Origin of the sequence: Streptomyces luteoverticillatus (assembly GCF_003970715.1) — a bacterium.
Classification (GTDB): Bacteria; Actinomycetota; Actinomycetes; order Streptomycetales; family Streptomycetaceae; genus Streptomyces; species Streptomyces abikoensis.
Genome location: NZ_CP034587.1, coordinates 3,726,547 through 3,739,665, shown reverse-complemented (window position 1 = coordinate 3,739,665; position 13,119 = coordinate 3,726,547). Strand labels below are relative to the sequence as shown.

Below are 13,119 nucleotides of genomic sequence, written 5' to 3'. Positions count from 1 at the left end.
TCCTCACGACCAGCAGAACGACCGATCGGCGAACCACGAAACGGGCGGGCGGCCGCGTGCACAGGGGGCCTCACGGCTCTGCAACTCGATGCTGATCACCTGGCCGCCGCCCGGTGACCGTTCTCCCACCGGCGGCTTGCTCACGGTGCGGAACACTCCCTCGTCCAGCACGGCGTCGCCTTCCCGAATCCGATCGGCGCGCATGAAGGCGAAGTAGCGCGTTCTGCGGTCTCTGACCGTTCTTCCTGGCGGCATGGCTCCAGCCAACTCCCATCACCCGTTCGAGGCGGGAGCCTGGGCGGGGGCCAGTCGGGGGGCCAGTATGGGGGCCAGCAACCGACTGCCGGGGAGGGCAACGGATGGCCGAGACGGGCATCGGGGCATTGCTCGCGCGGTTACGCGATGACCTCGGTTGGTCTCAACAGCGCGTCGCCGACGAGTACAACAAGATCGAAGGTCGCTCGGCCATGACTGGCAAGGAGATCGGCCGGTACGAACGCGAATCCCGCGTGCCGACGTCCCGGACGCTCGGCTTCCTCGCCACCGTCTTCGGCATCGACCAAGTGGCGCTCGACCGTGCGGCCGGCGTATCCAGGCGACGCAAGACGGCAAGCCGAAGCATTGGCCTGCCAAAGCAGCAGGCCACCGTCCCTGCCGCACCGTCGCGTCGAGTCCTGGCTGCGGACGCCACCTCGTCGGCCAGGTTTTCGAGGTTCCTAGCCTCACGCAACACAGACCCCTACGCCGTCGAACAGTTGGATGCCGAGGTCTTCACGCTGGCCCGCCAGTACGTCAGCCGCCCTGTCTCAGAGCTCCACGACACGATCAGCAGCCTGCGGGACGAGACATTCGACCTGCTGAGGGGTCGGCAACGACCACGACAGACGCTGGACCTCTACGCGGCGGCGGGACGCCTGTGCGGCCTATCAGCACATGTATGTCTCGACCTGGGCGACTACGCGTCCGCCATGACCCACTCCCGCACGGCATGGGCCTGCGCCGAAGAGGCGGACCACCACGGGCTCCGCGCCTGGGTGCGCGGCATGCAGTCGCTGATCACCTTCTGGGACGGCGACCCACGAGAGGCCGCTGATCTCGCCCGCGCCGGCCAGTCCTACCCGGCGGCCGGAGCTGATGTTGTCCGGCTCGCGAGTCTGGAAGCCAGAGCCCTCGCCGCCGCCGGGGATCGCCAAGGGGCCTCCGCCGCCCTGCGCCGCGCCGAGCACGCGCGAGACGCCTTGTCGGACGACGCGGCACCCGGAATCTTCAGCTTCCCGCACCCCAAGCAGCTGACCTACGCCGGAACCACACACCTGTCGATCGGCGACCGCAGCAATGTGCAGCAGGCGATCAACAGTGCCGCCGCTGCAATCGATCTCTACCGCGACGCAGCGGCCGACGACCGCTCGACCGGAGACCTGCTCGCCGCCCACCTGGACCTCGCACGCGGGCACATGCTCGCCGGGCATATGGACGCCACCGAGGGCATGCTGACGTTCGTCCTCGACAGCCCCGGCGGGCTGCTCTCGGCGAGCATCCTTCGCCGTCTGAGCGCTCTCTCCGGCGAACTCGGGGCCCAGCAGTACCGTGGTTCGCCACGCGTCGCCGAGCTGCGCGAACGCATCCACAGCACGACCACGTCCACAGCGTCCCCGCCCCACGAAGCCCCGGAGCCACTGACGTGACCGACACCCCCATACGGCACAACGCCGACGTCACCGATCGTTCGCTCTTGTCCGAAAGCGCCTACAAGAGCGGGCGGGACCTCTCGGCCCGGCAGTCGCTGTACCAGTGGCAGTCACCGCGCTATGACCTGCCCGGCCTCATTGCGGAGCAACTACGGGAAATTCGCGGGACGGTAGTCGACATCGGCTGCGGGAACGGCAAGTTCATCCGCCGCCTGCGAAACGACCGGCCCGACCTTCGGCTGCTCGGACTCGACATCTCGGCCGGCATCCTCGCCGAAGTGCCCGGCCCGGTGGCCGTGGCCGACGCCTCCCGCCTGCCGCTGCACGACGGCGGCGTGAACGCGGCATTGGCCATGCACATGCTCTACCACGTCGAGGACATCCCCGGAGCGGTCGGCGAACTCGGCCGGGTACTCGCCGATGGCGGAACCGTCATCGCGTCAACCAACAGCGACCGCGACAAGTCGGAGCTGGACGACCTATGGCAGCGCGCATCCGGCGACATCCTCGGCCTGGACCGAGGGCCGTCACGGATCTCGCTCAGCGCCCGGTTCTCGCTCGAAGAGGCTCCGTCACTGCTCGGCCGCGTCTTCGACGCCGTGGACGTGATCGAGTTGCCCGGCACCATCACCGTGACCGACCCCGCTCCGGTCATCGCGCACATGGCGTCTTACCGGGCCTGGGCCGATCAGCACGAAGTGCCCTTCGATGAAACGATCCGACACGCCGAGGAGATCGTCGCCCAACACATTGAGAAACACGGGCAGTTCGAGATCACGTGTCTCGGCGGTCTGCTGGTCTGTCGCCGTTGAGCCGCCCTAGGCTTTGCTTCTCGAAATCCCCAGTCAACGGTGACCACAGAAAGTCAGCCACGACGCACCCGCACTACTACGGCCGCCCGCCACGTGTGGCTCCAGCAACCACCCACCGGCATCAGCCACGCTATCCATTCCGTCACGGCCGACGCCCCCGTCGGCCGCTGCGCCGCATGCCTGCCTGGCCCACGCCCCTAAGGCGGCGACTACGCGGTGGCCTTCGGCAGTATCGGCCTGGTGCGTGTCGCCGCCGGGCGGTCCGAGGTACTTCCTGGGCCTGGTCGTCGCGCTCGGTTGGGCTTTGCGCGCTGAGTGGCGGGGGGCCGCCGTGAGCGGGGCGGTAGACAGGAGCGGCGGCGGCCACGGGCCGCCAGCGCGCGGCGGCACGCGTGAGCGGGCCGCCCTTGACGCCGAGGAGAAATGGCAACCGCGCACCGAAGTGGAACCAATTCCCGACGACATCCGGGCCGCCCTCGACTGGGTAGCCCGAAAGTCCCTCAAGGTGACGGACTTGGAAGCCCCTTCGGTCGTACGCTCCGCCCTGCACGCGTTGTCGCTCAAGCTCGACGGTAAAGCCGCTGCCGCGAACACCGTGAACCGGAAAGTGCCGGTGTTCAGCAACGCCCTGCGGTACGCGGTCGAATGCGAGCTGCTGGCGAAGGTTCCTCTGGACAAGGTGGACTGGAAGGCCCCGGAAGTCGATGACGAGATCGATTTCCGGTAGGTACCCGGCGCGGATCTGGCGAAGCGGCCTGTCATGGGTGTCGCTGAGCAGAGCGAGCGGGGCGCCCATCTGAAGGCGTTCTTCGGCTGCCTGTACTACGCCGCCGCTCGCCCGGCCGAGGCAACCGCCCTCGCACTGCCCGACTGCGTTCTGCCTGAGACCGGTTGGGGGGAACTTGTCCTCGCCCGCAGTACGCCCCGGGTTGGCTCGGCCTGGACCGACACGGGCGAGTCCTTCGACTCCCGGGGCCTGAAGCGCAGGGCCCGCAACGCCACCCGCTCGGTTCCCATTCCACCCGTCCTAGTCCGCATGCTCCGCGAGCACATCGCCACATTCGGTGTCGCCGCAGACGGCCGACTGTTCCGCGCCACTCAGGGCGGACACCTGCTTTCCAAGGAGTACGGCGACATCTGGAAGGCCGCTCGGCTCACCGTACTGACGGAAGCCGAGGCGGCTACGCCACTCGCCGAGAAGCCATATTCCCTCCGGCGCGCGGGCGTTTCCCTGTGGCTAATGTCCGGCGTCGCTCCCGCCGAGGTCGCCCGCCGCGCGGGCCACAGCATCGCCGTCCTCTTTCGCTTCTACGCCAAGGTCATCCACGGCCTTCAGCAGGAAGCAAACGAAAAGATCGAGCTAGCGCTTACGGCCACCGACCTCACCTGACAAGTTTCCGATACGAAAAGGGATGTCACCAAAAGACGGCATCCCTTTTCGTATCGAAGACGAGATATCTTCACCTAGACGGAATGCCATCAGGATAGGCGGCCTTCAATCGTCTCCGCCGCTCGCGCTCACGGTCCACGTAGTAGTGACTTACGTGCATTATGGCAATTTTCGCGAACACGGGCATCAGATCTATGAACCATCGTTCGAACTCTCGATTGACAACAAAGCCGGAGCCCTGATGCCCCACTGTCACAAACATGCCGCATGCGATTAGGCAACAACTTACGAAGCTCAGCAATCGCCCCCGCCGCTTTTGCGGATCCTGCTTACTCACTCGGAGCAGGTATAGCACTGTCCCGTAATAGCACACCAGCCAAGTCCACCCGTTCCAGATCCACCAGTCACGGTGCTGACTGTCGGCTGCCACGTAAAGAGCGGGGCCTTGTACAGCGAGAACGACCGTCGTGAGGAGCCAAGCGGACCACTTGAGAAAGGCTGGATTGAATCCTGGATGACGCTCATGGAAGTCAACTTCGGATGTAGCCATCTCGTAAGGGATTCGACCAACCGGCGTCCGATCTATCTCATTCGATTCTCGGTTCAGATAGCGCCGAAAGGTCCGAATTGGATGTCGAGCACCCCGGGATTCCACATGTCGTAACCCGTCATTTCTCGCGATAAAATGACGGACATTCGCCACAATAGAGACCAGCGTATCGGCGTCGAGAATCGCAGATTCACTTACCGGCACGCTCTTCGGTCGCTTCCCTTGCTTCAGCTGCTCAAGCAAGTACTGAGTCATGTTGACCCAAAAAAGCTTCTTGAGTTCTGGGTCATACACGATCCCAATAACAGGGATGCGGCTTCGCGTCCAATCGCCCACGTGGTCTCGACACGGGATCCCGTAGCCAACCGCCCGGCGATACTTCCCGCCACTCTTCACCTGCACGGCGACGATGTCACCTGTCCGCTCCCCATGCTCTGTAAAGCTCAGGTAGCAGTCTTCCCCGTAGTCATTCCCACCGTCGATCTCCTGGACGATGTGGCCGGCGGACTCCATGAGAGCCCGGAACTCGTTCACCCCAGCGCGCTCGGTCTTCTTCGTAGGCAGCACCTTGGCCACAGCAAGCCCCCTCCGCTGTCGTTGAAGAGTGCTCATCGTAGGGAGGAGGACTGACAACCATGACGCAGCCAACAGGCCGTCACACCGCAAACCGGCAGCCCACAGAGCCCTGCGTGGACGCTGGCCCTGGTCCACGCCTGGTCCACACGCGCTGATCAACGGCGTGACAGAGGCGGACTAAGGTGAGACGGCCCCAACGCGAAAGGGGCGCCCCGAACCGGGACACCCCTTCTGACCTGCGCTAACACAGGACTGGCGGAGACTGTGGGATTTGAACCCACGGTGACATCGCTGCCACGACGGTTTTCAAGACCGTTCCCTTAGGCCGCTCGGGCAAGTCTCCACGCGTCGCCCACTGGGAGCGACGCGTGGACAGCCTACCGGGTACGTGGATTGGGGGTGGAGGCCCGGCCGCCACTGGATGGTCATGGGGCCGGCCGGTGGTCTAGGGGAAGAGCATGATCCCGAAGGCCAGCACCACGAGGACGGCGATGACGATGACGACACCGATCCGCATGGGATGGTGCGCCAGCGCGGTGCTTCCCGGTCCGCCTCCGCGCGGCCGGTCCTCCGGCAGTCGCGGGTTGTCCGGCCTGTCGTGTGTGTAGAAGTCGCCACCGGCCATGAGCACACCTCCTGGTGGAGGTCGGGCGAGCCCTCCCCGGGCAGGGGAGAGCTCTGGATGGGTGCTATGCGGCCATTATGCGACTTTTATCTGGAAAGTGGGATGTCAGAGGCGGGCCCGACGGGCGTCAGCCCACCTTGTCGCCGCGGCGCTCGCCCAGCGTGATCTCCGTCGTCGCCGTCTTGCCATCGCGGACGTAGGTGACGGTGACCTTGTCACCCGGCTTGTGGGTCCAGATCTCGCTGATGAGGGTGGGGCCGCTGTCGATCGTGGTGTCGTCGAGCTTGGTGATGACGTCGCCCGGCTTGAGGCCGGCCTTGTCGGCCGGGCCGCCCGGGGTGACGGACTGGCTGCTTCCGTCGCCGCCCGAGGCGATCCGGGCGCCGTTGACGTTGTCCTTCATGTTGACCGTCGCCGAGATGACCGGGTAGATCGGCGTGTGGTCCTTCATCAGCTGCTGGGCGACGTTCTTCGCCTGGTTGATCGGGATGGCGAAGCCCAGGCCGATGCTGCCGGACTGGCCCTGGCCGCCGCCGAATCCACCGCCGCCGTTGCCCGCCGACTGGATGGCGGAGTTGATGCCGATGACCGCGCCCTGGGCGTTGAGCAGCGGGCCGCCGGAGTTGCCCGGGTTGATCGACGCGTCCGTCTGGAGGGCGCTCATGTACGAGGCCTGGCCGCCGCTGCCGCCGTCGCTGGAGGCGACCGGGCGCTTCTTGGCGCTGACGATGCCGGTCGTGACCGTGCCGGACAGCCCGAAGGGCGCGCCGATGGCGACCGTCGCGTCACCCACCGCCGCCTTGTCGGAGTCACCGAGCGGAAGCGGGGTGAGCTTGGCGCCGGAAGGGTTCTTCAGCTTGATGACGGCGACGTCGTAGCCCTGGGCGCGGCCCAGCACCTCCGCGTCGTAGTTCTTGCCGTCGGAGAACGTCACCGAGAGCTTGCCGCTGTCGGCGGCCGAGGCGACCACGTGGTTGTTGGTGAGGATGTGGCCCTGGGTGTCGTAGACGAAGCCCGTGCCCGTACCGCCCTCACCGTTGCTGCTCTGCGCCTCGATGGTCACGACGCTCGGCAGCGCCTTGCTCGCGATGTCCGCGACCGAACCCGGCGTACGGCTCTCGATCTTCGGGTCACCGGAGGAGGAGACCGTCGTGGAGCTGTCGTCGCTCCCCTTGGCGGCCCAGAAGCCGATGCCGCCGCCGACACCGCCCGCGACGAGGGCCGCGGCGAGCACGGCCGCCACCAGGCCGCCCGACCGGCCGCGCCGCGGCGGCGGGGTCGGGGCGCCCCAGGGCGCGGCCGCCGCGCCGTACGGCGGGGGCGCCGCCGCGCCGCCGTACCACTGGCCGGCGTCCGGAGTGCCGGGCATGGGGACGCCGGTCGCGTTGGTGGCGTTGTACGCGGGCTGCGGCGGGCCGGCCGGGAACTGCGCGGTCGGGGCCTCGGGCGCGGGAGCGGACGGGGGTGTGGTCGGGGGCGTCTGCCGGCCGTACTCGGACCCGGCGGCGGGATCCACCGCAGGAGCGGAGGGGGCGGCGGGCGCCGGTGCCTCCTTCTCCAGGGCCACAGGAGGCAGCTGCGCCGTCCGCTCCTCCGCCGGAGCGGGAGCGTTCGCCAGTGCGGGAGCGTCCACCGGTGCGGGAGTGCCCGCCGGTGCGGGAGCGTTCACCGGTGCCGGAGCGTCGGCCGGCGGTGACGTCGGAGACTCCGGCCGCGGCTCCGCCGCGGACGGAACGGAGGCGCCCTCGTTCTCGGTGCTCACTGTTGTCTCCTCTGTCTCATGCTCATGCCCGGCCACGATCACCAGGGTCCGCGTCCAGCCTTTCCCATGGCACGTCAGGCCGCCGTAAGCGGAGGCTGTGACCTCGGCCGCCGGTCCTTACTACCGACAAATCGTCCCCCATGCGCGATTGTGCCAGCCGGTGGCACCATAACGCGGTGACCCAAGAGCGCCACCTCCTCGACGTCGTCGCCCACCGCGGAGCCTCCGAGGACGCTCCGGAACACACCCTGGCCGCCTATCGCAAGGCGATCGAGGACGGCGCGGACGCCCTGGAGTGCGATGTGCGGCTGACCGCCGACGGGCATCTCGTCTGCGTCCACGACCGCCGGGTCAACCGCACGTCCAACGGGCGGGGCGCCGTGTCCACCCTGGAGCTGGCCGACCTCGCGGCCCTGGACTTCGGCTCGTGGAAGGCCGCGGCGGGCGAGCCCGAGGCGCCGGACCGCGACACCGACCCCGATCCGGCGCGGGTGAGCGGCCTCGCCGCCGACCGCGAGAGCACCTCCGTGCTCACCCTGGAGCGGCTGCTGGAGCTCGTCGCCGACTCCGGGCGCAGGGTCGAGCTGGCCATCGAGACCAAGCACCCCACCCGCTGGGCGGGCCAGGTCGAGGAGCGGCTGCTGGCCCTGCTGGACCGCTTCGGCCTGGCCGAGCCGCCGCCGGACGAGCCCTCGCCCGTACGGGTGATGAGCTTCTCGGCCCGGTCCCTGCACCGGGTGCGGGCGGCGGCGCCCGCGCTGCCCACCGTCTATCTGATGCAGTTCATCAACCCCCGCTACCGCGACGGACGGCTGCCCCAGGGCGTGGGGATCGCCGGGCCCAGCATCCGCATCGTCCGCAACAACCCCGACTACGTGACCCGGCTGCGCCGCGCGGGCAACGCCGTGCACGTCTGGACGGTCAACGAGCCGGAGGACGTCGAGCTGTGCGTCCGCCTCGGCGTGGACGCCATCATCACCAACCGGCCCAAGGCCGTCCTGACCCAGCTCGGCCGGAAATAGGCGGAGTAGCCGGAAGCGGCCGTAAGCAGCCGTCGACGTACGCGAGCCGTCGACGTACGCGCGGGCCTTGATCGGCCGTTCGGCTGATCCGGAGGCTCCGGCGCCATTACAAGGAGTGCACCGGCGCGTTCGGTGCGTATTCGGCCGTCGTGAGTGCCCCACCGGGCGGAGGTTGGCCGGTTTCCGGTCCAGTCCATTGGGGCATCCATCCCCTGACGTGGGGCAAAGGAGGTCTCGGGGGTGGCGTTGGTGGTGGCACAGGAGGTGCCCACGTCGTCGATCATGGCCGTACCCCATGGTCCTGCCGGTGTGGGCGAGGCGAGACACCGGATGCGCAAGGAATTGCGCGCCGGCGGGGTACCGGATTCGGTCATCGACGACGCGGTACTGATCCTTTCCGAGCTGCTCAGCAACGCGTACCGCCACGGTCGCCCGCTGAGCCGTGACAAGGGCGAGCGGGGCGCGGACGATCCCGGTCTCGTCAGGGCCGCCTGGCGGATGGACGGGCGCGGCAGGCTCACGGTCGAGGTGACCGACGGCGGCGGGCCCACCCGTCCCTTTCCGGCCACTCCCTCGGTCACCGCGCGCGGCGGCCGCGGACTGAACATCATCAACGCGCTCTCCCAGGACTGGGGCGTCCGTGACGCCACGGGCGAGGTGACGGTCTGGGCGGCGCTCTCCGCACGCGCCGGTTTCGCTACGCGCGTCGATCCCGGCCCGGCCACCACCCTGGGCTTCCCCGGCCTCACCGAGTTCGGGGATCTGACCGGCCTGTCCGATCTATCTGATCTGTCCGATCTGACGTAGTCGCCCGTAGCCGACCAGGCCCGCCCGCTCGCCCGCATTGACGCACGTAGACGCGGGGAGGGGGGCACCCGCCCGTCCGATCCCCGCGCCGGCCCACCCCCGTCGCCCCGTCCGTCGCCCCGTCGGCCCGCGCGACGCGCCCCCGTACGCGCCCGCCCGCGCGACCTCTCCCGCGTGCCCGGCCGTGCCGTCACAGCCGGGCGCTAGGCTCGCGCCCGCAGGCAAACGGCCTGCCTCGGGAACGAGAAATCGACCAGCGCCGGGCCCGCGCCCCGCACCACCGCCGGACGCACAGACGGACGGACAGACGGACGGGCACGGACGGGCCGGACGCATTCGATCGGGAGACACGCACACCATGGCCAAGAAGCGCCGCCCCCAGACCAAGGCCGCCCAGCCGCACGCCGGTGACGTGGTGGTCCCCGTAGTCGGCGCCCGTGAGCCCTGCCCCTGCGGCTCGGGCCGCCGTTACAAGGCCTGCCACGGCCGTGCCGCCACCCACGCCGCCGTCGAGCTGGTGCGGCGCCCCTTCGAGGGGCTGCCCGGCGAGGCCGACTGGGTCGCCCTGCGCGAGCTGGTGCCCGCCGCGACGGTGGAGCTGAAGCTGAAGGACGGGCTGCCGGAGGGCGTGCCGTCGGTGACCCTGGCGACGGTGCTGCCGATGGCCTGGCCGGCCCTGCGCCGCGACAACGGCGCCGTGCTGCTGGGGCTGCAGAACGACACCGCCACCGGTGACCTCAGCCGCGACCTGGCCGACACCCTGCTGCGCGCGCTGAAGGCCGAGCCCGGCACCCCGGTCGCCGCCGAGCGGGGCGACGCCGAGGGGCCGCGCCTTCAGGACCTGCTGGACCCGGCCGCCCCCTTCGAGCCCGCCGTCCACACGGGCTTCGAGTTCTGGGTGGAGAACGCGGAGGGCGCCACCGGTGAGGTCGCCGCGTCGCTGGAGCGGGCCAACGCCGCCGCGATCCCGACCGTCCGGCTCTCCGGCGTCGGCTCCGCCTACTGGTGCGAGACGCCGGAGAAGAACCACCTGCGCTGGGTGATGACCGAGCCGGAGGAGCGGCTGCTGGACGCCCTCGCGCGGCTGCACGCGGCCGGTACGAGCTCGCTCGGCGAGGGCACCCGCCTCGTCGGCTCGTTCCGCGCGCACGGGCTGACCGTGCCGGTGTGGGACCTGCCGTCCGCGATGCGCGCGGAGGACGTGCAGAAGCCGGCGGAGGCCTTCGCGGAGCGGCTGGCGGCGGCGCTGGCGGACGAGACCCCGCTGACCCCCGAGGAGCGTCGCGCCCGCAGCGGTCTCACGAGCCGTCAGGTCACCCTGAACTGACGCCGCCTGGGACGGTCGACGGGGCGGCCGGCGGGACAGCCGGCGGGACGGCCCGGCCGATGGCGATCACGCGAACTCCCGTGATCGTCATTCGGTCACGCCCCGCCGTCCGCCCCGCAACCCACCCGGAATCGGCCGCACCGTCGAACAGGGCCGGATGGGGCACTTCCGGCGCCCCGGAACGGTAAACGACCGGTCAAGCCGCGTGACTCCTGTCACAACTCCCGCTGTCAGACCGGAAATCGGCGTCCGGAAATCCACGATCGAATTTGCGAACCGCAGATCTCTTGTTACCGTTCTAGGAGCCCGGTCGCTGGTGCATCCCCCGTCGCCAGCGACCGGGCGTTTCCATGCCCGGACGCCGAACGGACGCCGAACACACTCCGTCCGGGCTCCGGCCGCCGCCTTCCGGCACCTCTCCGGCGCCCCGCCACTCCGGCCCCGGGCCCACCCCCGACGCTTCGCCCCGCCCACCACCGCGTACGCCGTGGGGCGCTGTGGTGCGCGTACGGGCTCACAGCCGGCCCAGGGGGCGCCCACAGCGAGCCCCCGCTACCCCCGCGGGCGGACTCCCCAAGACCTGGAAACGAATGCCCCGTAGGCGCCGACGCGCGATCCCGGACTAACCGTCCTCGGGCGCCGCCGAGTTGCCGCCGGAGCGGAGGAGGAGCTTCCCATCCATCGAGGCGATCTCCGAGACCGCCGCATACGAGCCATGTCCGCGCACGGTCCGTTCGTGGGGGGTCTCGCACATGTCCGGATCATCGGTTGCGGCGAGCTCGCAGTTCACCTGCACGGTCCGGCCGTCGGGGGCCATCAGGGTGAGCACGCCGACCAGAGGTGCGCCCGTCGCGTTGCGGTAGTACGTGCGGGCCCAGGTGTCCCGGTCCCGTTCGAGGACGCAGGTCTGGGCCTCCACGCCCTCCGGCGAACCGAGTTCGGGACCGCACCGGGTGGAGCCCGCGAGGCCGGTGGCCAGGGCCGGAGCGAGCGGGTCCGCAGGGTCGCGGCCGTCGGCGGCGCCCTGTCCGAGGGGGCCGCGCGTGGATCCCGGCGCACCGAATCCGGCCGGGCGCGGACCGCCCGCCACGCCCCGGGCACCGGCCCGCGCGGCGTCCCCGCCGGCACGTTCCCGGCCGGCGCCCCTTCCGGATTCCGCCCCGGAGGCCCCGGACGCCCCCGGCACTCCCGAAGCGCCGGAGCCCGCTCCGGAATCCGGCTTCGTCCGGGACTTCTCCCGGCCCGCCACCCCCGCCGGGCCCGCCGCGGCGACGGCCAGCGGCAGCACCACCGCCAGCACCACCGCGCTCGCGAGGGCGATCATCCGGAGATTCGCCGCGCGCTGCCCGGCCGCGCCGGGAACACTGCCGGGAACACTGGACGCACGCACCATGGGACCACCTGCAACTCTCCACGGGCGCTCGAGCGCGCGGCCGCGGGACACGGAACGGATTTCGCGGCGCGGTACGCCTCAAGGGCCCCGTACCGATGACCCCGGTACGGACCCGCGCGAACCCTCGCCCCGCCGGGCCGACGGCGCCCTTGGCACGGCGCCCGGCACTGCCCGGATCCCGAACATACGGGCACGACCCGGCCCTTCGGGGCCTCGCGCGGCCGTTTCCTGCGGTTCTCTCCCCGGCTTACACCCGGAAGAGTGAGTCCGGGGGAAGTCCGAGGAGAGAGCGAGGAGTGCGAGCGCGTGCGTCTCCCGTCCGTACGCGCTCCTGCAGCCGACCAGGCCCCCGCCGGGCCCCGGGTGTGCCCGGGAACGGGCTCAGTGCCCCAGCCCCGGTACCCCGGTGGCTCAGTGCCCCAGCGCCTCAGTGGGCGAGCCGCGTGCCACCGCCCTGGCTGCCCGTGGCGCCGACGGTCTGCTCGACCAGGACGTCGATGACCGTGGCCACGTCGGGCAGCCAGGGCCGGGCCAGACCGTCGAGCCGCCGCTTGGAAGCGGAGCGTCCGCCTCGGCCGGTGGTGGCGCCCGCCGGCCTCGGGGCCCGCTCCCAGCGCACCCGGCCCGCGCCCGTGGGCGAGGGCGGCAGCACGGCGTACCCGCCCTCACCGTGGAAGCGCAGCGCCCCGGGCACCCAGTCCTGGCTGTGCAGGAGTTCGCCGAGGACTTCGAGGGAGTAGGGGGCCACCAGCAGGGACCAGCGGGTGGGGGTGGCCACCACCGGGCCGAGCCGGACGCCCGCCCTGTCGAACGCGGCCAGCGCGCGGGCACCGGCCACCGCCGGCAGGCTCACGGCGCACGGCGCCCGGCCGCCGGTGGCGAGGACCACGGGCGCCTCCGGGCGATTGGTCCACCACCAGCGGACCATCCTGGCGTCGGTGGTGGCCGCCAGCAGCCCCGGGTCGAAGGGGTGGGCGCCGGGGACCGCGCAGTCCGGGTCGGGGCAGCCGCACTCGCGTACGCGGCCGATGCCGGGCCGCAGGCCGACACCGGGGAGCACGGGCCACTGCCACTCCGTCGCGTAGGTCAGGGCCGCGGTGAGTACGGCCGAGCGGCCGGCCCGCCGGAGGGAGAGCTTGCGTCGCCTTCCGAGGATCTCGCGCATGA

General features: G+C 70.4%; 13 protein-coding genes and 1 tRNA gene. 7 read left to right on the top strand and 7 right to left on the bottom strand.

Annotation, left to right across the window (positions count from 1 at the left end; all coding sequences use genetic code 11):
* Nucleotides 1-3: 3 nt before the first annotated feature.
* Entirely contained in the window at nucleotides 4-204 is a 201-nt protein-coding gene (locus tag EKH77_RS33370) for a hypothetical protein (RefSeq protein ID WP_126915121.1), read from the bottom strand.
* Between the two features lie 155 nt (nucleotides 205-359).
* On the opposite strand from EKH77_RS33370, the gene EKH77_RS16485 reads away from it, so the two are divergent.
* From EKH77_RS16485 to EKH77_RS16475, 4 genes are all read left to right on the top strand, one after another.
* Nucleotides 360-1,685: a helix-turn-helix domain-containing protein gene (locus tag EKH77_RS16485; RefSeq protein ID WP_126915120.1), complete on the top strand. Its 1,326-nt coding sequence runs from the start codon at nucleotides 360-362 to the stop codon at nucleotides 1,683-1,685.
* A complete protein-coding gene (locus tag EKH77_RS16480; protein ID WP_126915119.1) occupies nucleotides 1,682-2,500 on the top strand; it encodes a class I SAM-dependent methyltransferase in 819 nt (272 codons plus the stop codon). The genes EKH77_RS16485 and EKH77_RS16480 overlap by 4 nt, the downstream gene beginning before the upstream one ends.
* Nucleotides 2,501-2,831: 331 nt before the next feature.
* Nucleotides 2,832-3,227 carry a hypothetical protein gene (locus EKH77_RS33365; protein WP_206279859.1) on the top strand — a complete coding sequence of 132 codons (396 nt, stop codon included), beginning with the start codon at nucleotides 2,832-2,834 and terminating at the stop codon, nucleotides 3,225-3,227.
* A 33-nt stretch (nucleotides 3,228-3,260) separates the two neighbouring features.
* Complete coding sequence (locus EKH77_RS16475) at nucleotides 3,261-3,890, top strand: hypothetical protein (RefSeq protein WP_206279858.1); 630 nt, start codon at nucleotides 3,261-3,263, stop codon at nucleotides 3,888-3,890.
* A gap of 70 nt (nucleotides 3,891-3,960) precedes the next feature.
* Here EKH77_RS16475 and EKH77_RS16470 read toward each other — a convergent pair whose 3' ends face one another.
* The 4 genes from EKH77_RS16470 to EKH77_RS16455 form a co-directional block, all read right to left on the bottom strand.
* Entirely contained in the window at nucleotides 3,961-5,016 is a 1,056-nt protein-coding gene (locus tag EKH77_RS16470; protein ID WP_164737802.1) for a DUF4365 domain-containing protein, read from the bottom strand.
* A 253-nt stretch (nucleotides 5,017-5,269) separates the two neighbouring features.
* Nucleotides 5,270-5,359, bottom strand: a tRNA-Ser gene (locus EKH77_RS16465).
* Between the two features lie 102 nt (nucleotides 5,360-5,461).
* Nucleotides 5,462-5,641 carry a hypothetical protein gene (locus EKH77_RS16460; RefSeq protein ID WP_126915117.1) on the bottom strand — a complete coding sequence of 60 codons (180 nt, stop codon included), beginning with the start codon at nucleotides 5,639-5,641 and terminating at the stop codon, nucleotides 5,462-5,464.
* Between the two features lie 127 nt (nucleotides 5,642-5,768).
* Nucleotides 5,769-7,403 (bottom strand): S1C family serine protease, encoded by a 1,635-nt coding sequence (locus EKH77_RS16455; RefSeq protein WP_126915116.1) that lies wholly within the window; start codon nucleotides 7,401-7,403, stop codon nucleotides 5,769-5,771.
* 176 nt (nucleotides 7,404-7,579) lie between these two features.
* Here EKH77_RS16455 and EKH77_RS16450 point away from each other — a divergent pair, with 176 nt between their 5' ends.
* From EKH77_RS16450 to EKH77_RS16440, 3 genes are all read left to right on the top strand, one after another.
* Nucleotides 7,580-8,425, top strand: a complete 846-nt coding sequence (locus tag EKH77_RS16450) for a glycerophosphodiester phosphodiesterase (protein WP_126915115.1) — start codon at nucleotides 7,580-7,582, stop codon at nucleotides 8,423-8,425.
* Between the two features lie 282 nt (nucleotides 8,426-8,707).
* Entirely contained in the window at nucleotides 8,708-9,232 is a 525-nt protein-coding gene (locus tag EKH77_RS16445; protein WP_240667750.1) for an ATP-binding protein, read from the top strand.
* A 358-nt stretch (nucleotides 9,233-9,590) separates the two neighbouring features.
* The gene (locus EKH77_RS16440) at nucleotides 9,591-10,559 is read left to right on the top strand and encodes a DUF5926 family protein (protein WP_126915114.1); all 969 of its coding nucleotides are present in this window, start codon (nucleotides 9,591-9,593) and stop codon (nucleotides 10,557-10,559) included.
* A gap of 622 nt (nucleotides 10,560-11,181) precedes the next feature.
* On the opposite strand, the gene EKH77_RS16435 is transcribed toward EKH77_RS16440, so the two are convergent.
* Nucleotides 11,182-11,952 carry a hypothetical protein gene (locus tag EKH77_RS16435; RefSeq protein ID WP_240667378.1) on the bottom strand — a complete coding sequence of 257 codons (771 nt, stop codon included), beginning with the start codon at nucleotides 11,950-11,952 and terminating at the stop codon, nucleotides 11,182-11,184.
* Nucleotides 11,953-12,379: 427 nt separating this feature from the next.
* Nucleotides 12,380-13,117, bottom strand: a complete 738-nt coding sequence (locus EKH77_RS16430) for a bifunctional DNA primase/polymerase (RefSeq protein ID WP_126915113.1) — start codon at nucleotides 13,115-13,117, stop codon at nucleotides 12,380-12,382.
* Between the last annotated feature and the right edge of the window lie 2 nt (nucleotides 13,118-13,119).

Coding starts and splice junctions, on each gene's coding strand:
- EKH77_RS33370 (WP_126915121.1), bottom strand. CDS start 204: ATGCGCGCCGATCGGATTCGGGAAGGCGACGCCGTGCTGGACGAGGGA.
- EKH77_RS16485 (WP_126915120.1), top strand. CDS start 360: ATGGCCGAGACGGGCATCGGGGCATTGCTCGCGCGGTTACGCGATGAC.
- EKH77_RS16475 (WP_206279858.1), top strand. CDS start 3,261: ATGGGTGTCGCTGAGCAGAGCGAGCGGGGCGCCCATCTGAAGGCGTTC.
- EKH77_RS16460 (WP_126915117.1), bottom strand. CDS start 5,641: ATGGCCGGTGGCGACTTCTACACACACGACAGGCCGGACAACCCGCGA.
- EKH77_RS16445 (WP_240667750.1), top strand. CDS start 8,708: ATGGCCGTACCCCATGGTCCTGCCGGTGTGGGCGAGGCGAGACACCGG.
- EKH77_RS16440 (WP_126915114.1), top strand. CDS start 9,591: ATGGCCAAGAAGCGCCGCCCCCAGACCAAGGCCGCCCAGCCGCACGCC.
- EKH77_RS16435 (WP_240667378.1), bottom strand. CDS start 11,952: ATGGTGCGTGCGTCCAGTGTTCCCGGCAGTGTTCCCGGCGCGGCCGGG.
- EKH77_RS16430 (WP_126915113.1), bottom strand. CDS start 13,117: ATGCGCGAGATCCTCGGAAGGCGACGCAAGCTCTCCCTCCGGCGGGCC.